This window comes from Myxococcaceae bacterium (assembly GCA_016000045.1).
Taxonomy (GTDB): domain Bacteria; phylum Myxococcota; class UBA727; order UBA727; family JABDBI01; genus AER2-1.
Genome location: JAECQY010000003.1, coordinates 58,322 through 78,837, shown reverse-complemented (window position 1 = coordinate 78,837; position 20,516 = coordinate 58,322). Strand labels below are relative to the sequence as shown.

The 20,516-nt window shown below is 46.2% G+C and carries 14 protein-coding genes; 8 read left to right on the top strand and 6 right to left on the bottom strand.

Features of this window, described 5'->3' with window-relative positions; translation table 11 throughout:
• Positions 1-14 precede the first annotated feature (14 nt).
• Entirely contained in the window at positions 15-359 is a 345-nt protein-coding gene (locus I8H75_02420) for a cell division protein ZapA (GenBank protein MBH2006190.1), read from the top strand.
• Here I8H75_02420 and I8H75_02415 read toward each other — a convergent pair.
• From I8H75_02415 to truB, 6 genes are all read right to left on the bottom strand, one after another.
• Positions 330-1,538: an inorganic phosphate transporter gene (locus I8H75_02415; protein MBH2006189.1), complete on the bottom strand. Its 1,209-nt coding sequence runs from the start codon at positions 1,536-1,538 to the stop codon at positions 330-332. The two genes, I8H75_02420 and I8H75_02415, sit on opposite strands and share 30 nt — an antisense overlap.
• A gap of 13 nt (positions 1,539-1,551) precedes the next feature.
• A complete protein-coding gene (locus I8H75_02410) occupies positions 1,552-2,220 on the bottom strand; it encodes a TIGR00153 family protein (GenBank protein MBH2006188.1) in 669 nt (222 codons plus the stop codon).
• A 9-nt stretch (positions 2,221-2,229) separates the two neighbouring features.
• Positions 2,230-2,415 carry a hypothetical protein gene (locus I8H75_02405; protein MBH2006187.1) on the bottom strand — a complete coding sequence of 62 codons (186 nt, stop codon included), beginning with the start codon at positions 2,413-2,415 and terminating at the stop codon, positions 2,230-2,232.
• A gap of 128 nt (positions 2,416-2,543) precedes the next feature.
• Positions 2,544-6,713 carry a DNA-directed RNA polymerase subunit beta' gene (gene rpoC, locus I8H75_02400; GenBank protein ID MBH2006186.1) on the bottom strand — a complete coding sequence of 1,390 codons (4,170 nt, stop codon included), beginning with the start codon at positions 6,711-6,713 and terminating at the stop codon, positions 2,544-2,546.
• Between the two features lie 14 nt (positions 6,714-6,727).
• Positions 6,728-10,852, bottom strand: a complete 4,125-nt coding sequence (gene rpoB, locus I8H75_02395; protein ID MBH2006185.1) for a DNA-directed RNA polymerase subunit beta — start codon at positions 10,850-10,852, stop codon at positions 6,728-6,730.
• 194 nt (positions 10,853-11,046) lie between these two features.
• Complete coding sequence (gene truB / locus I8H75_02390; protein MBH2006184.1) at positions 11,047-11,892, bottom strand: tRNA pseudouridine(55) synthase TruB; 846 nt, start codon at positions 11,890-11,892, stop codon at positions 11,047-11,049.
• Positions 11,893-11,940: 48 nt separating this feature from the next.
• On the opposite strand from truB, the gene recR reads away from it, so the two are divergent.
• From recR to I8H75_02355, 7 genes are read left to right on the top strand one after another with little or no spacing between them, the layout of a single operon-like run.
• Positions 11,941-12,537 (top strand): recombination protein RecR, encoded by a 597-nt coding sequence (gene recR, locus I8H75_02385; GenBank protein MBH2006183.1) that lies wholly within the window; start codon positions 11,941-11,943, stop codon positions 12,535-12,537.
• Between the two features lie 58 nt (positions 12,538-12,595).
• Positions 12,596-13,519 carry a hypothetical protein gene (locus I8H75_02380; protein ID MBH2006182.1) on the top strand — a complete coding sequence of 308 codons (924 nt, stop codon included), beginning with the start codon at positions 12,596-12,598 and terminating at the stop codon, positions 13,517-13,519.
• Positions 13,516-18,570, top strand: a complete 5,055-nt coding sequence (locus I8H75_02375) for a tetratricopeptide repeat protein (GenBank protein ID MBH2006181.1) — start codon at positions 13,516-13,518, stop codon at positions 18,568-18,570. The genes I8H75_02380 and I8H75_02375 overlap by 4 nt, the downstream gene beginning before the upstream one ends.
• Positions 18,567-18,830, top strand: coding sequence for a hypothetical protein (locus I8H75_02370; GenBank protein ID MBH2006180.1), 264 nt, complete (start codon positions 18,567-18,569; stop codon positions 18,828-18,830). Before I8H75_02375 ends, I8H75_02370 begins: the two co-directional genes overlap by 4 nt.
• 13 nt (positions 18,831-18,843) lie before the next feature.
• On the top strand, positions 18,844-19,476 hold the full coding sequence (locus I8H75_02365; GenBank protein MBH2006179.1) for a MotA/TolQ/ExbB proton channel family protein: 633 nt from the start codon (positions 18,844-18,846) through the stop codon (positions 19,474-19,476).
• Entirely contained in the window at positions 19,473-19,961 is a 489-nt protein-coding gene (locus I8H75_02360) for a biopolymer transporter ExbD (protein ID MBH2006178.1), read from the top strand. Before I8H75_02365 ends, I8H75_02360 begins: the two co-directional genes overlap by 4 nt.
• On the top strand, positions 19,958-20,515 hold the full coding sequence (locus I8H75_02355) for a biopolymer transporter ExbD (protein ID MBH2006177.1): 558 nt from the start codon (positions 19,958-19,960) through the stop codon (positions 20,513-20,515). The genes I8H75_02360 and I8H75_02355 overlap by 4 nt, the downstream gene beginning before the upstream one ends.
• The last annotated feature ends 1 nt before the right edge of the window (position 20,516 follow it).

Here is a 20,516-nt window from a genome sequence, read left to right as displayed (position 1 = left end):
TAGGCTCTCCCCGCATGAATAGCGGCGAAAAACGAAAAGTTGAGGTGACTCTGCAAGGCCAACGCTTCCAGGTTCGGACGGAAAAGTCCGATGCTTACCTGCACGGTCTTGCAAATTTTGTCTCAAGCAAATTAGAAGAAATTAAACGAGCAGCGAAAACAGCTTCTGCGCATCAGATGTCTCTTTTGCTGAATATGAATTTAGCGGATCAGCTTTTTGAAAAAGAAGAACAGTTGAATCGCTTGAAAACGAATCTAGCACTCCAAGCTCAGAACGCTCTACTGGATGTCAATACCGTGCTGAACATGCTGCCTGAAAACGCTCAAGGGCTAGATGAAGAGGCCGATCAACCCGTTTAGAACCATGGAAATGGCACAAGTTGCTGGCATGGTGATGATCCACGAATTCAGAATTCGGCGAATCACGATCAGATTAAGTCCAGAAATGCCTCTTGCAAGCCCGACTCCAATCACCGCTCCGACTAATACTTGTGTGGTGCTCAGCGGAAGCCCAAAGTGACTCCCGACCAAAATCGTAAAAGCGGCTCCAAATTCAGCCGCAAACCCCCGAGTTGGCGTAATCTCGGTAATACTATGACCGATGGTTTCAATCACCTTTCGACCGTAAGTCGCAAGCCCTAACACAATTCCAATACCGCCCATTCCCAGCAACCACCATGGAACCTGAGAAGTAATGACGATGTGGTGGCTAAAAGCGATCGCAATCACCGCCGCTACAGGTCCAATCGCATTGGAGACATCGTTGCTGCCATGGGCAAAAGCCATAAAACAAGCTGTAATTACTTGAATCCAAGCAAAAACCTTTTCAACGCGTGCAAGCGTATCATTTCGATCGATGGCTTTGTGAGTCACCCGACGAATGGCTCGAGAGAATGCAAACGCCACCAGCGGTGAAGCCAGCAAAGGCATCCAAAGTAGCTTGGTGGGTATAAAAAGAGACACGAGTACCAGCACAACCGAACAGAGAATCCAAGGTGCCCACTTTTGCGTGATGGCCAAAGGATCCTTGGAATCGAGAATGTACTTTCGAATGGCAAAGAATGTGATGAGCGCAATCATGCCGCCCAGAACGGGCGAAATGATCCAGCTCAAACTGATCCGTCCCAGCATTTGCCATTTAACCGAATCAACCCCTCTGGAAACCAATCCGAATCCAATAATGGCACCCACCAAGCTATTCGTGGTAGAAACCGGGAGACCTTTGGCGCTGGCGAATTGAAGCCAGATACCGGTAGAGAATAAAGCGGCGGTCATTCCCCAGGCAAACAAAAGCGGGTCTGAAACAAAAGAGAGCGGGTCTACAATACCCTGCTTAATGGTGTTGGTAACGTGGCCACCTACTAAAAAAGCACCCAAAAATTCAAATATCGCAGCAATGGCAATGGCTTGCTTAATCGTGAGCGCGTGGCTGCCAACGCTGGTTCCCATGGCATTGGCTACGTCGCTCGCTCCGATTGACCAAGCCATGTAGAAACCAACCAAGAGAGCAAGAGCAAGAACAAGTAAAGTAGTATCCATGAAAATTTTCTTTTTAGCTTGAAGAGATCATTAAGCGAACGTGACTGGACATGCGTTCGGCAGAATTGGCTAAATCGCCTATTTTGTTGGCGATCTTGTTCCACATCAAGAGTGCTGCTGGTTTTAAATCGTCTTCAATCAAAAAAAGCGATTTGCCAAACTGGTCTTGTGCTTTATCTGCAAGGTGTTCTAGGTGATCGATATCGTCAATTTTTTTGTTAATTTCCAGAGCATCAGGGCCTGTGAATCCAGTTTCGAGCAAACGATCCAAAGCGGAGATGACTTCGCTGGATCGACGCACGACGAAGAAAGAACTCGATAATAAGTTGGAGAGCGGAGCCTCAAGCGCTTGAGGGACTTCCATTCGGCGTAAAGTGAGTAAAACGCCTAGGTCTTCGCAGATGTCTGGTATGGCATCCATATTGGATAATACATGCAGCAAATCGCGCCGATCGACGGGTAAAAAAATACTTTTGGAAATATGGGATCGCAATTCCTGCTTGATTCGATCGCAATGATGTTCGATTTGGCTGATTTCTTTTGCGATCTCTTCAACCAAATCCTGATCGCCTTGCTTCAAAGCTTCAAAGAGTGCCTCCGTTTTTTGAGTGCAACGCAGGGCTTCTTGCATCAAGTCTTGCAAAATGCGAAAAGGGTTTTTAGCGAGTAAATTCCAAAGCATAAAAAATCTCTAATAAAGGGTGAGCATACAGGCGGCAAAAAGGCTCACAACTCCGAAAGCCCCTGCCCAATAGACTTTCGGATCTGTTTTAATTTTTTCTAAAAAGGCTTGATCTTTTGGACGATTACTTTCCAGAGCCAATCGACGAACCAGTTGGAAATTGCCGCTTTCAAACGCCTCTCGGATGTGTGACATACCTACCCTTCTCCGCTAATCGATCCAAATCCACAAGAGGGTCTCTTCTTGGTATCCGTCAAAGCAATTGAGCGCGAAAGAGAAACTCAAATCGCGCTCAAGGTAAATTTAGTGCCCTACTTCACAAATTAAGCAGACTCAAGAAGTTCCACAGGCACGCTTTCCATCAACCCACCCTCTTCTATCACACCAGAGTCATGGACTTCCATGTTGAGATAACGATAGTTTGGTAGACCCGTACCCGCAGGAATCAGTCTTCCCATGATGACGTTTTCTTTGAGGCCTCTCAAGTAATCTGTTTTGCTCCCAACGGCAGCTTCAGTCAAAACTTTAGTCGTTTCTTGGAAAGAGGCCCCTGAAATGAAGGACTCTGTTGAAAGCGAGGCTTTGGTAATGCCCAACAAAAGCGGTTCTGCAATCGCAGGCTGACCGCCTTGAGTCAATATTTTGTCGTTCTCGGCTTCAAAGACTTGCTTTTCAACTTGTTCGTCGCCGAGGAACAAAGTATCGCCTGCTTCCTTAATTCGAACTCTTCGCAGCATTTGACGTACGATGACTTCAACATGCTTATCGTTGATGCGAACACCTTGCAGACGGTAGACTTCTTGGATCTCTTCTACCATGTATTTGGCCAGCGCTTTTTCCCCCAACACTTTGAGAATGTCATGGGGGTTAACCGAGCCGTCCATGAGAGGTTCACCCGCTCGAACGAAATCGTTTTCGCGAACACGAATGTGTTTTCCTTTGGGAATTAAATACTCGCGTACTTCTCCAAATTCCGGTGTCACCAATACTTTTCGCTTGCCCTTGGTGTCTTTTCCAAAAGAAACGGTACCGGTGATTTCGGAGATCACGGCGTGATCTTTAGGTCGACGAGCTTCGAAGAGTTCAACAACCCGTGGCAACCCACCGGTAATATCCTTGGTTCGCGCGGCTTCACGGCTTAACTTCGCAATGATGTCACCCGGCTCGACGCGATCGCTGTCTGCAACCATCAAAACGGCGCCAACAGGCAATAGGTAGCGAGCTTCCGAGGATTCGGTCATGATGGAACTCATGACTTTGCCAGCCTGGTCTTTGACCGTAATTCGAGGTCTGGTGCTCGTATCTCGTCCTTCGGTTACAACCTTATGCGAAAGTCCGGTTGTTTCATCTGTCTTCTCAGAGAGCGTCACCCCTTCGAGCAAATCTCCGAAATGAACCACCCCGCTTGCTTCCGTGAGAATGGCAGCGGAATACGGATCCCATTCTACTAAAATCGTTCCGGGTTTCACAACCTGGCCATCGGATACCCGAATCATCGATCCGTAAGCAGCAGGATAGATTTCGCGTTCGCGCCCGGAATCGTCAACAATCTTAATGGAGCCTTGTCGATTCATCGCTACAAAGACACCATCTCGACGCTTAACAACGTGCAAATTGTCGAATACAGCTTTTCCTTCGCCTCTGGAACTGTGGCTGGACTCTTGACGGGACCCGGAAGCAATCCCCCCGATGTGGAAGGTTCTCATGGTTAACTGAGTACCTGGCTCGCCAATGGATTGCGCGGCAATCACACCAATCGCTTCACCAACATTGACCAAATGGCCGCGGGCTAAATCACGTCCGTAGCATTGTACGCAAACACCCCGTCGAGTTTGACAAGTCAAAACCGAACGAATGCGAACTCGAGAAACACCGGCTTCTTCAATTTTGGCGACCAAGGCTTCGTCAATTTCTTGACCTGCCTGAACCAAAACATCTCCGCTCACCGGGTCGGTGACTTCCTCAAGGGGAACTCGACCCAATACGCGATCACCAATCTTTTCGATGATGTCATTGCCTTCGACCAGCGGAGTAATCTCAATGCCGTCCAAAGTTCCACAATCGTATTCAATGATAATCGAGTCTTGTGCAACGTCGACCAAACGTCGAGTCAGATAACCCGAGTTAGCCGTTTTAAGGGCCGTATCCGCTAATCCTTTACGAGCACCGTGAGTCGAAATGAAGTACTGAAGTACCGTGAGCCCTTCTCTAAAGTTGGCTGTGATCGGAGTTTCAATAATTTCGCCCGATGGCTTCGACATCAAACCACGCATACCCGCCAGCTGCTTAAGCTGCTGAGTGGAACCACGCGCTCCAGAGTCGGCCATAATGTACAAAGGATTGAAGGAAGGCGAAATTTTCTTTTCCTTGCCATCGGCTGAAACAAGTTCTTCCGTTGAAACAACTTCCATCATTTCCGTTGCAATTTCTTCGGCTGCCTTGGACCAAATATCAATGACTTTATTCTTACGCTCTCCGTCTGTAATCAAACCTTCTACGTACTGGTCTGTGATTTCTTCAACTTCCTTGCGGCAACGCTCAACGATTTCCTCTTTTTTCTCTGGAATGATCATGTTGTGCATGGCGATGGAAATACCGGACCGAGTGGCTTCGGTGTATCCAAGCGTTCTCAAACGATCCGCTAAAATAACCGTTTCCTTTTGGCCAGAGAGTCGATAGCAACGATCGATCAAATCGGTGAGTTCTTTCTTACCCATGACTTTATTAATCGCTACGAAAGGAACAACCTCGGGGATAACTTCGTACATCAAGACTCGACCGACGGTCGTATCCAACAGATGACCGTCTATACGGACCTGAATGGCGGTATGAATCGTCACTTCCTTGGCGTCGTAAGCCATTCGAACTTCTTGAGGATTCGAGAACTTCATGCCTTCGCCTTTGGAAAAAGGTCTCATCCGCGTCATGTAGTAACATCCGAGCACAATGTCCTGCGAAGGAACAATCACCGGGCGACCCGAAGCAGGAGACAAGATGTTATTCGTGCTCATCATCAAGACGCGCGCTTCTAATTGCGCTTCGACAGAAAGCGGTACGTGCACCGCCATTTGGTCACCGTCAAAGTCCGCGTTAAAGGCCGTACAGACAAGAGGATGAAGCTGAATGGCTTTTCCTTCGATCAAAACAGGTTCGAAGGCTTGCATCCCCAATCGATGTAAGGTGGGTGCGCGGTTAAGAATAACCGGATGTTCTTTGATCACTTCTTCTAAAACATCCCAAACTTCGGGTTTCTCTTGTTCTACCATGCGCTTAGCAGATTTAATCGTGGTGACGTAACCACGTTCTTCAAGCTTGTTATAGATAAATGGCTTGAAAAGTTCGAGCGCAATGATCTTGGGCAAACCGCACTGGTGCAAGCGAAGCTCAGGACCGACTACAATAACGGAACGGCCTGAATAATCTACCCGCTTACCCAGCAAGTTCTGACGAAAGCGACCGTATTTTCCTTTGAGCATGTCGCTCAAGCTCTTCAAAGGTCGCTTGTTGGGACCCGTGATCAACTTGCCACGACGACCGTTGTCAAACAAAGCATCGACGGCTTCTTGAAGCATTCGCTTTTCGTTGCGGATAATGATTTCAGGAGCGTTCAACTCTTGAAGGCGCTTCAATCGATTGTTTCGATTAATGACTCGTCGATAGAGATCGTTTAAGTCAGAAGTTGCAAAACGCCCACCCTCCAAAGGGACCAGAGGTCTTAAATCGGGCGGAATGACTGGAATAACTTCCAACAACATCCACTCGGGCTTGTTCGTGGAACCTTTGAAGGATTCCAAAACTTTGAGGCGCTTAGAGATTTTCTTGCGTTTAGCATCCGAAGTCGAGTCTCCCAACTCAATACGCAATTGCTTAACAAGGTCTTCAATACCTTTGCCGTCCCCGTTCATGCCTCGTTCTAGTTGTCGAAGCAATTCCCGAACAGCTTCAGCGCCCATGCCGACCAAGAAACTATCATCTCCGTACTCATCGAGCGCTTTTTGATATTGTTCTTCGGAGAGGAGTTCCCCCAAAGCCATTGGGGTAGCACCGGGATCGACTACGATATAGGACTCGCAATAAAGAACCTTTTCCAGATCTTTTTGAGCCATATCTAAGAGAGCTCCAATTCGGCTCGGCAGGCTCTTTAAAAACCAGATGTGAGCGACAGGAGTTGCTAAGACAATGTGCCCTAAGCGCTCGCGACGAACTTTGGATTGAATCACTTCAACCCCGCATTTTTCGCAGACAACGCCGCGATGCTTCATGCGTTTGTATTTGCCGCAAAGACATTCGTAATCTTTTATCGGTCCAAAGATTTTGGCGCAGAAAAGGCCATCTCTCTCAGGCTTAAAAGTACGATAATTGATCGTCTCTGGTTTTTTCACTTCACCGTAAGACCAGTCGCGAATCTTATCTGGACTCGCTAGCTGAATCTTAATCGCATTGAAGCTGAGAGGATCTTTTGGCTTTTCAAAAAAATTAAAAATGTCTTTCATTATCTAAACTCTTTTTAGGCTTTCGTTGGATCCATTTCATCCAACAGCTGAACATCCAATGCCAAACTCTGCAACTCTTTGATCAACACGTTGAAAGACTCTGGAATACCAGACTCAAGCACGTGCTCTCCTTTGACAATCGCTTCATACATCCGTGTACGACCGATCACATCATCCGATTTCACTGTCAAAAATTCTTGCAACGAATAGGCAGCTCCATAGGCTTCCATGGCCCAAACTTCCATTTCTCCTAATCGCTGACCACCAAACTGAGCTTTACCTCCCAGAGGTTGTTGGGTGACGAGTGAATAAGGTCCAATGGAACGTGCATGAATCTTATCATCCACCAAGTGATGGAGTTTCAGCATGTACATGACGCCTACGGTCACATCTTGATCGAATGGCTCGCCTGTGCGGCCATCAAACAAAATGGTTTGACCGGTTACATTTCGGTTTCCAAGTTCCAAGAGCTCACGGATTTTCTCTTCTGGAGCGCCGTCAAAAACCGGCGTCTGCATCGAAATTCCTCGTTTTAGCTTTTCCACCAATTTAGGCAACTCGGTATCCGGAAGCCTTTCAACAAGCGCTTCGTGGGAAGCATCTCCGAAAATTTCCTTGATCTCATTTCGAATGAGCGCCAAATCACGTTGTTCATGAAGCATTTGCTCCAATTTTTCACCGAGACCTTTCGCAGCCCATCCTAAATGGGTTTCTAAAATCTGACCCACGTTCATACGGCTAGGCACACCCAGCGGATTCAAAACGAAATCGACTGGAGTTCCATCGGGCAGATAAGGCATGTCTTCTTCGGGAAGAACGCGCGAGATAACCCCTTTGTTACCGTGTCGACCTGCCATCTTATCGCCGGGCTGAAGCTTTCGCTTCACTGCGACGTAGACTTTCGCAATTTTGATAACCCCAGGAGGCAATTCGTCCCCTTCTTTCAAACGCTTGATGCGTTCGCTGAAAGAGGTTCGTACCGCTTCTATTTGCTCCGTAAGCGTTTTGACAATTTTTTGAATGCGATCTGAAATTACCGTATCAGAAACAGAGATATCGCCGTAATATTTCCAATCAACGCTGCTCAAAAGTTCGGAAGTCAGCTCATCGCCTTTTTTAATCAGAACTTTGCCTTTCTCATCGATCAGCTTATTGATCGTGACTCGATCTTTTAACAGCGCAACCATACGTTCAACGGCTGAGTTTCGAATGATTCGAATTTCGTCGTTCTGATCTTTCAAAAGCTGTGCTTCGCCTTCTTCTTCGTTCGAACGCGCACGCGAGTCTTTATCAATGCCTTTTCGAGTAAAGACCTTCGCATCGATGACCGTACCTGTCGTGCCGGGCGGCATGCGAAGGCTGGTATCTCGAACATCTCCTGCTTTCTCACCAAAGATAGCACGCAAAAGTTTTTCTTCGGGCGAAAGTTGAGATTCCCCTTTCGGAGTAATCTTACCAACCAAAATATCGCCTGCTTTAACTTCGGCACCGACTCGAATGATACCCGCTTCGTCCAAATCACCTAAAGTCTCATCGCCCGCATTGGGGATGTCTCGGGTGATTTCCTCAGGTCCAAGTTTTGTATCTCGAGCCACGCATTCGTATTCTTCAATATGAATCGAGGTATAGAGGTCTTCTTTTAAGAGGCGTTCCGAAATCAAAATCGAATCTTCGAAATTGTATCCATGCCAGGGCATGAACGCGACAACCACGTTCCGGCCCAAAGCGAGTTCTCCGCAATCGGTCGAGGGACCATCGGCAATCACATCCCCTGCTTGAATCGCATTTCCGATCGAAACAATCGGTTTTTGATTGAAGCAGGTGCTCTGGTTGGAACGTTGGAACTTATTCAGCTTGTAGATATCAACCTGAGAGCCATGATCATCGATTTCATCGGAGTTGACGCGGACCACAATACGAGAGCTGTCAACGTAATCAATGACCCCCCCTCGCTTTGCTACACGGCAAACGCCGGAATCTCGTGCTACAACGGCTTCCATGCCCGTACCCACAAGAGGCGAATCCGAACGTAAGAGAGGCACTGCCTGTCTTTGCATGTTCGAACCCATCAAAGCTCGGTTTGCATCGTCGTGTTCCAAAAATGGAATCAGACCTGCAGCCACTGAAACAAGCTGATTCGGAGAAACGTCCATCAAGGAAATTTCTTCGGGACGCTCGAGAGTTGTTTCACCGCTTTTTCGGACCTGAACAAAGGAATCCAAGAAGGCTCCGGTATCGGGGTCTACTTTAGAGTTTGCTTGTGCGATGACTTCGTTTTCTTCCTGCAAGGCTGAGAAATATTCAATTTCATCGGTTACTTGGCCATTTCGAACACGTCGATAAGGCGTTTCGACAAAGCCGTATTCATTGACGCGAGCAAAGGTGGACAAAGAAGCAATCAAACCGATGTTCTGACCTTCTGGGGTTTCAATGGGACAAATACGTCCGTAATGTGTGGTATGCACATCTCGAACTTCGAAGCCCGCTCGCTCTCGAGTTAATCCTCCCGGTCCAAGTGCAGACAAACGACGCTTGTGCGTAATTTCAGACAACGGATTGGTTTGATCCATAAACTGAGACAACTGAGAGGAACCGAAAAATTCCTTCACCACAGCGGCTACAGGTTTGTTGTTGACCAAATCATGAGGCATCAAAGTATCAACTTCTTGAACACTCATGCGCTCTTTAATCGCGCGTTCCATTCGAACTAAGCCGATACGATACTGATTCTCAATCAATTCGCCAACGGCACGGACACGTCGATTTCCAAGATGATCAATGTCATCCAATGAACCTGTGCCATTACGTAGTTCGATCAAATAGCGAACCGTTTCTAAAATGTCTCGCTTGGTGAGGACGCGATTGGTTAACGGCTCATCCAAATTGAATTTATGGTTAAACTTCAGACGACCCACTTCGGAAAGATCGTAACGCTCTGGATTGAAAAACAGATTCGTAAACAGATTTTCGGCCGTCTCAAGCGTTGGAGGATCTCCGGGTCTCATGCGACGATAAAGTTCAAGCAAAGCCTCTTCACGATTCGAAACTTTGTCTTGCGCAATGGTATCGCGCAAGTAAGAACCAACGTTTAGGCCATCGATAAACAAAACTTGAATTTGTTCCAAGCCCGATTCAACCAGACTCTCAAGTTTTTTGAGTGTCAAAGCTTCATTGCACTCGAGGATAACCTCTCCGCTTTGAACATCAATAACATCTTTGGCGGAGATTAAGCCTGAAACCTCATCATCTTCAAGTTGAAGCGACTGGATGTTGGCTTCTTGCATTTTTTGCACGGAAAGCTTGGTGAATTTGCGATTCTTTCGAACCAATACTTCGTCGGACTCAGGGTGGACAATGTCCTTGGTCGCTCTTTGTCCCAACAGCAGATCATAGTCCGCTACTTTAGAGAATCCATTGCCTCGATTCAGAAGCAAGACTTCGGTTTTGTAGAAGTAACTAAGCAATTCTTCTGTCGAATAACCCAAAGCTTTCAAAACAATGGTTGCCAAGAATTTCCGACGTCGATCAATGCGGCAGTAGATCAGATCTTTGTGATCGAATTCAAAATCGAGCCAAGAGCCGCGATAAGGAATGATGCGAGCATTGTAAAGCAATTTTCCGGACGAGTGCGTTCTTCCACGATCACTGTCGAAAAAGACACCGGGGCTTCTGTGAAGCTGAGAAACCACAACCCGTTCAGTCCCATTCACAATGAAGGTTCCGAAGTCGGTCATCAAAGGCACTTCGCCAAAGTAGACTTCTTGCTCTTTAACGTCTCGGATGGTTTGGTTGCCAGAAGACTCATCTTTATCCCAAATGACCAAGCGTACAACAACCCGAATGGGGGCCGCAAAGGTCATTCCTCTGGAACGACATTCTTCGACATCGTACTTAGGACGATCGAAATGGTACCCTACAAATTCGAGAGATGCCGTTTCATTGTAGTCTTTAATGGGAAAAACCGATTGAAATACAGATTGCAAACCGGAATTTTCGCGTACATTCCAAGCAGTATCCATCTGCAAGAACTTATTGTAGCTCTTGCGTTGGATATCGATCAGACTTGGGGTCTGAAGCTTGGTTTTGATTTTTGCAAAATTTTTCCGAGTTGCGAAGTTTTGTAAAATTTCAGTCACCATGGGCTGGGAGTACTCCGCTTCTTTCATGCTATGATCAAGAAAACACTAAAAAAATCAGACAAGAACCCTGAGTGCCAAGTTAGGGGGGGCAAAGCTTGGAACACAGGGCCCTTGTTTGATCAGGGTCTTCCTCTATGTCGATTAAAGTATCCTGTCAAGTGCGTCTTCATGAAAAAACGATGCAATTTCAGGTACTAGAACCCTCGAACTGGGATTAAGCAGCCCTGCTCGACTCGGACGATTCCGATGATCTCATCTTTATAATGTGCCAAAGCAAGCCTGAAATCCAGTTCTGTGTCTAGGGGAAAAGAAGGTTTTTGTCCCTTTCTGATCGCCAAAGCGATTGATTCATCAATAGCGATTTTCGGAAGGTTCAGGAGAGCCGCTGGGCCTTCTCGGAGTTCTGGCGAGCAGTCTTTGATATCGTAATGCCCGACTCGAGTTCTGCGAAGCTCGGTAAGATGAGCCGGAAAGCCAAGTGTTCGCCCCAGATCTCGGGCGAGTGCTCGGATATAAGTTCCTTTGGAGACATGAGCCCGAAAGCAAAAGCGATGATGATCGACTCGCTTCAGAAGCTTAAGTTCGAATATTTCAATTTCTCTGGCAGGGAGTTCGAGTTGCTCACCTCTTCGAGCTTTTTTATAGGCTCGCTCCCCACCGATGGATATGGCCGAATAAATGGGTGGAACCTGAAGTTGCTTTCCCATAAATTGCTGCAACGCGGCTTCAATTTCTTCCGTCTCTAGGGAGTGAACCCAGGCTTCAGAAACGACTTGGCCATCGCAATCGTCGGTATCGGTTCCTTGACCCAGTAAAACTTCTGCCTCATAGACCTTATCTTCCGAAGTAATGTAATGGCTAAAGCGCGTATAGCGTCCGAGCAGAACAACCATGAGACCTGTGGCAAAGGGATCCAGCGTTCCCGTATGCCCAACCGCTCGTATCCCATGGGTTCGACGAACTTGAGCCACCAGATCAAAAGACGTGATGCCTTTGGGTTTGTCAACGAGGAGAATGCCTTCAGGGGTTTTATTTATCAAGGAAGTGCCTTATAGGCACACAGTGCGAAAGGGAGCAATATGTTCGATATGAAACCAAACCCGATTCAGCATGCGATCGACCAATTCTCGCGTTTGCCAGGAGTCGGTGAGCGCACGGCTTTGCGTTTGGTTTTACATCTCGTCTCAAACGATCGAGAAGCTTTGCTTGGACTTGGCCAAGCGTTAGATGCTTTGTCAACCCAGGTGCGTGAATGTTCGACCTGCCACATGGTGACGACCGAGTGCAATCAATGCTCTGTTTGCAGCTCAACGAGTCGGGATAAAAAAGTCCTCTGCGTCGTGTCTAGAGTTCAAGACTTAATGGCGTTGGAAAGAACCGCTGAGTACCGAGGTCTTTATCACGTGCTTCATGGGGTATTGGCTCCGATGGAGGGAATCGGGCCAAGTAAATTGCGAATCCAAAGTCTATTGAATCGTCTCCTAAAAGAAGAGGTGGAAGAAGTTATCTTGGCGACCCCGGCAACGGTGGAAGGTGAAGCCACGGCCTTGTTTTTATTTCAAGAGCTTTCGGAGCGCTCTTTCAATGTAACCCGAATTGCCACAGGAGTACCTGTCGGAGGAGAGTTGCAATTTGCGGATCGCATGAGTTTAAGTAGAGCCTTGGCTCTTCGAAGACACTTTTAACTCTAGGGTATTGATATTATTTCAATAAACATATTATTTTAGAACGGGTACGCCTTTTATGCTTATTTTCAAAAATCCATTTTTTGTCGCTCTGATGCTCAGTGCTTGCTTGATATCTGAGAATTTTGAGTTGTCACTCTCTAAAACGATTGAGAATGATAAAATATTGCAACTTGAACAGCAGATCAATAATTTAGAAGAAAAAATAAAAAGTCAAAGAGCGGAACTAAAAACACTCAAAGATAATATAACAGGAGCCCTTGATAGCGATGCAAGGCTTATTATTTATGCGCTGTCTGGGGATCAAAACTGCCATTTGACGAACGTGGCCTATGCGCTAGACGGAACCCCCATTTCTGAGAACTCTAGGAAGACACGGACTATTTTTGACTCTTTTGTCAACGAAGGTCAGCATGTGATTTCTCTGAAAGCTTATTGCGGGGGTAACAATAAAATATTTACCTACGTCAATTCAGAAATAAGCAAAATTTTAGAAGCTAAAATCTCCATTACGGCAAAACAAGGCGGTACCAGCTATGTCGAGCTTCGAGTCAACAAAGATCGAATTCTTGAAGATACCAAAGTGGTCGCTCATCACATTCGAGGTCGAACCGTTCTTCCTTTAAGCGACATTCCACACTTACTCCCGGGCTCCGTTGCGAAAAATCCCAAAATGGCCATTGTGATTTCGAAAGACCTTGTTGCTAAGTCCAAAATCGAGGGATTGGAAGTCTGTCTGAGTGAACAACACCTGCCTTCTTTGCCCATGCAGGTCGAAGTCAAGAAAGGCATTCTTGTATTCGATGGAACGGCTGTTGCAGGTCGGCACGAGCTCAAGATCATCTTACGTTTGCAAAATAGAGATGGCAGTCTAACCCTGATTCCTTTGAGCACAAGTCTGGATGTACAGCCTTCTCAAAAAACAGAAGTGCTCTTTAGCAAACACAGAAAAGCAGTGATCCAATATGGTGCTCTGCCGTGAAGAGGGTTCTCTTTCTTTTAGGCTGCGCTTCATTGGAGTTGTTTGCTTGGGACTTGGGTCCTTTGTCTCAGCAATTAGGCGAAATCGATCGCAAAATAGAGCATCTCAAGCAACCGATCTCTGAAAGAGCTTTACAGGGCCGTCTTGATCAAGCTTGGATTTATTTTGAGGCAGGAGAATACGAGAAGGTCTTGGCCTTGTTGGTTCCTTATGCGCTTTTAGGCGACAACCCAATAGACGCCTTGATGGGACATTCTCAGTTTGAACTCGGGAATCTGTTGGGAGCGAAAGAGCATTTTAAGCGCCTCAAAGACAGTACCAGCTTATCTCGTCTGGTTCAAATCTCAGATCGATTCAATGATTTCAAAAATGTCGAATATTATTACCAACAAATTTCGAATCCACCGGATTACATTCGTTATATCTACGCACGGCAGCTTATTTTAAATCAGCGATCCGCCGAAGCAGTCCCTTACCTTATGGAAGCTTCGTCGAAGTCTCCCTATTTTGAAAATGCGCGCTATTTGCTGGCCCTTGCTCGCATTCAGCAAAATCAGTTTGCAGAAGCTCGAGATCTTCTTGAAACGCTTCAGGCATCGCCCAATTTACTGCTTCGTGACCTGGCTCGAAAAGGTTTAGGCAATCTCTACCAGCAACTCGGAGAGCCAGAAAAAGCAATGGGCCAATATGCTCTGTTAGCCGATACCCATGAGCTGGCAAGAACTCTGATGTTGGCAGGAGATAAAGCGCAAGATTTGAAGCAAGCTCAAAATTTCTATCGTACCGCGACGGATCAGGCTCCGGATCGCCAGCTCCTTGCCAAGTTATTATCCCGTCAAGATCGCCATCAAGAAGCAGGAGCGATTGTTCAAAATATTCGAAAAGAACTCGAAGGAATACAAGAAGGAATTCGCCTGAGAAACCAAAGGTTCAAAGACTCCTCTTGGCTGCAGAATCAAGAAGAAATCATCCGTTGGCGTTCGCTTCAAAATCGAATCGTTTTTTTGAAAAACTTGCTCAACGATGCGCTTCTTGAATATGAGCTCTTGGAGGTAGAAGCCGTTGATCAATACCAAAAAGAGGATTCTGTGTTGGGCAAGCTTCGTCGAGGAATGGAGGATGCGGGTGAAAAATTAGGCCTTTACTCAGGCTCGATGTTTCAGCTGGCGCTTCGTTCGGATTTGAATTTTGCTTATCGAGTCAAATCGGTTGAGTTTTGGTGTGATTCGGTGCCGGTTCAACAGAACAACTTTCAAAAAATTGGTATCGGAACACATCGCTTAAAAGTCATCGTATCCTACCAAATCAATTCAGGAGAGCTTTCTTCAAGTCTGCTTTATCGGTTGACTCAAACCTTTGAATGGAATTCTAAAAAAGCAGCCAAAACAGGATTAACACTTGTTTTGAAAGACAATCCTTCCGATCTTAAAAAGATTCAAATAACGCTTGAATCTCATGTTGAAGAAACGGACTTAAATCAATTGGCTCAGCTTCAAGCAACCTACTCCATTCTGACCCAAAAATTAGCCCGAGTTGCGCAGCAAGAAATTAAAAATGCAAGTTCCAGACTCGTGACAGCCAAAGCAGGCTTAATGGTCTTAAAGAGCCATTTAGCCGACTTAGAAAGTGCCTGCACCCAGTTATTTGACGAAATTCTGCAAGATAAGGCCCCTACTTGGTTGAGCCGCATTGAGCAGCAGCTTCTGACGAATCATCAGACTGAGATCGATATCCATTTGGCTGAGTACAATCGCCAAAACAATCGAATCGTACAAATTGAACAAGTGAAGCTAGGCGAAAAGCGTAAACTACTCAATCTACCCGATTCGACCCAGATGGGAGAGCTTGAAAGCGATTATAAAATTGCCAAAGACCTTGTTTTGGCTAAACGTACCCAACATGTAGAAGACTACTATAATCGTGAACTGATTCCATTGAAAAAACTTCAAAAAGACGATGCAAAGAGTTTGATTCGTCAAATTAGTCAATTTATCCAAAAATATCCAGATGCAATTAAGAAGACCGATTTTTCATTAAATATTGCAGATTTATATTATGATTACGATCTTCAAGAGGCAATCCGATATCTTGAATTATTCATTAAACATCGAATTGATTCAAAGCACTTGGATTCGGCGCATTATTTGCTTGGAATATCCTTTAGGTACGAAGGCGAACTCCAAAAATCAAAAGATAATTTTGAATTGTTACTGAGAAAATTTTCGACCAGCGCCTATGCCGATGAAGTGAAATTTCGATTGGCTGAGATTTATTTCGAAGAAGAAGATTATGCTGAAGCGTTGAAATACTACACCCAGCTCGCTCTGCCCTACCCTGGAATTTACGCAAGACGAGCCACATTCAAAGTAGCTTGGATTCTATTTGCTCAGCAGAACTACTCGCAAGCAATTGATGGGTTCCGAAAGATGCTCAGCGACTTTCCAGCTCAAGGTGATCAAGATGTTTTACAACAAGAGTCTGAACGATACTGGGCTCGGGCCATTCTTGAGCTTGATTCACAGGATCCTCTGAGACAGGCGCTTCAAGATAAAGCTCCGCGCTCCGTTTTGCTGATGCTTGGGAAGCTATTGACTCAAAATAAACGCAATCCAGCAGCCATCGCTGTGTTGGCTCAGGCGATCCAAATGGATCCGGAAAATTCCAGCAACGAAGCCGTCGATGCGCGCATTATCGCTCTATCGCCTGAGCCATCGATGCGAAAAGAAATCATCGCGCGCTACATCGATCGCCCTCAGTCAAAAGATTTCATCCAACCGATTCTCTTAAGCCTTGCGATTCAACTTTTTAATGAGGCTAAAAAAAAGAACGATCCGAAAATTTTTCATGAATCTGCTTACTATTTCGCTCAATTTGTTTCTCACTTTCCGACTGATAAGCAGCTCGATGAAATAATTTATTTTTACGGAGAGAGCTCTTTTAAGGCTGGAGAATACCACCAAGCTGCTCAGGCGTTTGCTCAAATCCGCGACTGGAAAGGAGCAACGGCCTATCGATCGCAAGCGGCATTGGATGTGGTTTATGCTTACGATTCTTGGATTAAGCAAACCTTTCCAGAGGCTGACTTTTCAAAACTTCAGCTTTCCGATCTGGGTCGTTTTGAACAACCGATGCCGAGCCCAATGCTGGATTTTATCGAAGCCGTTCGAACTTTGAAAAACAACTTCCCCCAAGTTCCAGCTTATCCGGCATTCTTGTTTCAAGTTGCTTCGATTGAATACTCTTACGGTGCAGAAGCTGAGGCTCAAAAAGATTTCAGGGCGTTGATCCAGGAATATCCTGAAGCTCCCGCGGCAAGAGTCTCGGCTAATTTGTTGGTGGGAACACTCGTTCAAAAGCAAAAATGGGCTGAGGTTGCTCAAACAGCGCTGCAGTATGAATTTTTAGGACCTGAATTCTCTGAAATCAAGCGAAATGCACGTTTCAAAGAAGCCAATGCCTTATTTGCAGAAGCCAAATCCCATGAGGATTATCAAGCCGCCGCTGCGGTTTACGATTGGGTTCTTAACAATAGACCTTCGGAAGAAGTCCGTGAAAAGTCGCTTTATAATGCTGCGAAAGCCTTGGATCAGGCTGAATTATACGCAGAAGCCGAACAGCGATTTGAAGAATTGATTCGTCTCTATCCCAAAGGCCCATTCGCTCGCAACGTGCTCGTGGATCGAGCTGTCTTTTTTCAGCAAAAACAACTGTTCGCTGAATCCGCCCGCATTTACCTGAAAATCAAACAGGAGCCTTCTGCTTTATTGCAAGCGGCCATTCATTTTGAAGCAGCGGGCAATTGGCTTTTAGCAGCCCAAACCTTTGAACAATTCACGAAGGAATACCCCCAAAATCCCGAGACTCCGTTGGCTTACCAAAGAGCGATACAAGACTATGAAGAAGCTCGTCAAGGAAAGGAAGCCACCGCTTTGCGAGGGGTGTTCTACAAGCGCTTTCGAAACGAGTCACCCGAAGCGGACTTTGCGCTCTTAGTGCCCGAACTGAACGCGTATTTTGCTCTTAAGATAGAAGCGACAACGAGCCAAGGGCAATCGAATGAGCTCATTCGAAAAACCAATCGATTGGCGGATTTGCAAAAGCGTTATGAACGAATCGTGAAACGCTACGATCTCTCAGAATGGAGTCTGGCCTCTCTTTTTGAAATTGGAAGACTCTATCAGAATTTATTTGAGGTTCTCTTGAAAGCTCCTTGTCCGAGCGATGTGCAAAAGCTTCAGGAAGAGGCGTGTGACGAGTACGCGAGCATTCTGGAAGAGAAGGCTATGGTCTTAGAACGAAAGGCGATCGATGCCTTTCATCGGGTGATCGATCGCAGCCCTGGCGTTTCGGGTGGAATCGCTTGGCTTTCGCGAGCCAAACAGGCTTTGAATCAAATTAAGCCCAGCGATTACGAGGCTTTTGAAGAGCTCCCCATCGCCTCTATCGTGGCGGAAGAAAGCAACCTGCAAGCTTCTGGAAATAAAACGAATGCTTTGCAGATGGCTCAAGGCTATATGGCTGAAAAGCGCTATCGAGCGGCTCAACTCATCTTGGAAGAGTTGGAGGGTCAAGAAGCTTCTGTTCAGGTCAAACTTTGGCTTGCCTACAGTTATCAAGCACAAAAAATTGGGAAAAAAGCAGAGGAACTCTACCAGTCGATCGATGTGCCCCAAGCCTTGATTGCACTCGGAGAAATCTCTTTAGATCGAGGTGAAATCTCAAAAGCCGTGGAGTATTTGCAGAAAGCAAAAAGCAAGCTTCCAAATTCGATCACGGCTTCACTTTTGCTCGGAAATGCCTATTTCTTGGCCAAAGATTACCCCAATGCCTTGAAATCTTACTTTTTTGTCGTTAAATCAGAGCCCGATTATTTTTATGGTTGGCTGAGTTTAGCCATGGTGTACATGGCTCAGAAAGACGATGTTGGGGCGGTTGAGGCTCTTGAGAAATTTCAGGCATCGAAGAATTTGGATAAGGCATTGTTTTTACGAGTTTCCCAGTACCTAAAAGTTGCGAAACAACGATTGTTGTTGAGGAAACAAAGAGCATGAAGAGTCTGTTCGGAATAGCTTTGCTTGTGCCTGGAGCTTGGGTGTATGGGGTTCAACCCTCTCGCCCTCAAGAAAATTCGACGCGTGTGATTGAGTTGGGAGAGGTGCAAATTCATGGAGATGTTGATCGCTCCAATGTGAATTTTGTTTTACCAAGGGCACAGTTTGATTTTTTGCGAGATCGACCCAGGGAAGAACCGGAAGACATAAAAGAAGAGATTTTAAAAACTGCGAAATACGATATTTTTAAGGTAGAGTGAGAAAGGAGACACGATGGAAGGCTTTGCGCGATTTTTTGTTGAAGGTGGGATTTGGATGGCTCCCATCGGATTTTGTTCTATGTTGGTGCTGGGTATTACCGTTGAGCGATGCTTCAGCTTGTTTGCGATCCAAAGCATCGATTTGAAAAAATTCTGGGAACCCATGAAGCAAGCCTTGGATTCACACCAAGTGGCTGAAGCCTTAAAAATCTGTGACTCTCATCAGCATTCCGCTTTATCTCTTGTTTGTCGGCGTGCTCTTGAGCAAGCGGAGAAATCAGAAGATGAGATTCGCGCCGGAATTGAAGAAGGGCTTCTTGAGGCGGTTCCTTTGGTTCAAAAGAGAGCGCATGCGCTTTCAGGTTTAGCTTCGCTGGCCACTTTGCTGGGTTTGCTCGGCACGGTCATGGGTTTGATCGAGGCCTTTACGGTTGTTGCTGACGCGCCTCCTGATCAGAAATCCGTGCTGTTGACTCGAGCTATTTCGGTTGCGATGAATTGTACGGCTTTTGGTTTGATGGTGGCCATTCCTGCTATGTTTTTTCAAATGTTGGTATCGGGTGTGGTCAAGAAGCTCGTGGATGGAATTGATACCCTCGCAATTCGCTTAGAAGCTGCTTTAATCGGTGCTCGAGTTAAAAAATGAGAAGAGGTGGCCGCCGCCAGCGCAGCACGAGCGAAGAGCTTCCAGAACCTGAAATTTTGCCTATGATGAATGTTTTGTTCATGTTGGTGATGGTGTTGATGGGCATGTCTGCTTTCTTGCCGATCGGAGTCATCCGTGTGGATGCACCTCAATTTGGAGGTGTTTCGGATGCCGTGAGCCCAGAAGCCTCGAGTGGCCCTGTTTTGGATTTAATGGTGATTGTTCTCAGCAATGGAATTAATTTGCAGGTTGCGGGTAAAACTTTAGGCACCAGCGAAGAGCCTTTGTTTCCGAAAACCCCTCAGGGCTATGATTTTGAAGGGCTGCGTCAAAAATTCACGGAGCTCAAATTGGATTATCCAAACGAAAACCGAATGATTTTGATGGCGGATTCCGACGTCATTTACAATGATATTACGCATATCATGGATTCGGCGAGGCCAATGTTCGAAGAAGTTGCTTTTGTTCCAGGAGTGGTGCCATGATGCGCCGCCGTCGATTTCGAAGTGAAGAAAGTCCCTATCGCGTTTCTTTGACTTCGCTGATGGATGTTGTCACCAACATCTTGGTGTACACGATTAAGATTTTCGCCGTCAGTCCCATTGTGGTTCAAGACCCATCGGTTGACTTACCGCACTCCACGACCCGAGAGAATGCAGAAGAAGCAGTCGTCGTTATGCTCACAGGGATTCGGCGCATGGAAGGAGCGGTTTCAGACGAGATGAAAGCTCTTTATGAGACCCCGACCATTGTTGTGGATGGCCGGGTCGTCGAGAAAATAGATCCGAAAACGTACCGTGTTCCCGCGCTCGCCAAGAAAAACGGTTATGTCATCACCTCGCTGAGAGAAGAGCTCATTTCGGTGAAAGCGAATCAAAAACATACGGCTGAGTTTATAAAAAACTCCGGATTCACCGGGAAAGTTGTTATTGTGGCCGATAAATATACTCCCTATCGTGTTTTAGTCGATGTTCTGGTGACTTGCGGTGATGCGGGTTTTGGAAAGTTTGAATTTGCGGTGATCAAGCAAGAGGCTTAGA

What these genes read in the sequence shown, in the direction of transcription:
- rpoC (MBH2006186.1), bottom strand. Translation starts at nt 6,713, where the DNA reads ATGAAAGACATTTTTAATTTTTTTGAAAAGCCAAAAGATCCTCTCAGC.
- I8H75_02405 (MBH2006187.1), bottom strand. Translation starts at nt 2,415, where the DNA reads ATGTCACACATCCGAGAGGCGTTTGAAAGCGGCAATTTCCAACTGGTT.
- I8H75_02355 (MBH2006177.1), top strand. Translation starts at nt 19,958, where the DNA reads ATGATGCGCCGCCGTCGATTTCGAAGTGAAGAAAGTCCCTATCGCGTT.
- I8H75_02365 (MBH2006179.1), top strand. Translation starts at nt 18,844, where the DNA reads ATGGAAGGCTTTGCGCGATTTTTTGTTGAAGGTGGGATTTGGATGGCT.
- I8H75_02415 (MBH2006189.1), bottom strand. Translation starts at nt 1,538, where the DNA reads ATGGATACTACTTTACTTGTTCTTGCTCTTGCTCTCTTGGTTGGTTTC.
- I8H75_02360 (MBH2006178.1), top strand. Translation starts at nt 19,473, where the DNA reads ATGAGAAGAGGTGGCCGCCGCCAGCGCAGCACGAGCGAAGAGCTTCCA.
- rpoB (MBH2006185.1), bottom strand. Translation starts at nt 10,852, where the DNA reads ATGGTGACTGAAATTTTACAAAACTTCGCAACTCGGAAAAATTTTGCA.
- recR (MBH2006183.1), top strand. Translation starts at nt 11,941, where the DNA reads ATGAAACCAAACCCGATTCAGCATGCGATCGACCAATTCTCGCGTTTG.
- I8H75_02420 (MBH2006190.1), top strand. Translation starts at nt 15, where the DNA reads ATGAATAGCGGCGAAAAACGAAAAGTTGAGGTGACTCTGCAAGGCCAA.
- I8H75_02410 (MBH2006188.1), bottom strand. Translation starts at nt 2,220, where the DNA reads ATGCTTTGGAATTTACTCGCTAAAAACCCTTTTCGCATTTTGCAAGAC.
- I8H75_02380 (MBH2006182.1), top strand. Translation starts at nt 12,596, where the DNA reads ATGCTTATTTTCAAAAATCCATTTTTTGTCGCTCTGATGCTCAGTGCT.
- I8H75_02370 (MBH2006180.1), top strand. Translation starts at nt 18,567, where the DNA reads ATGAAGAGTCTGTTCGGAATAGCTTTGCTTGTGCCTGGAGCTTGGGTG.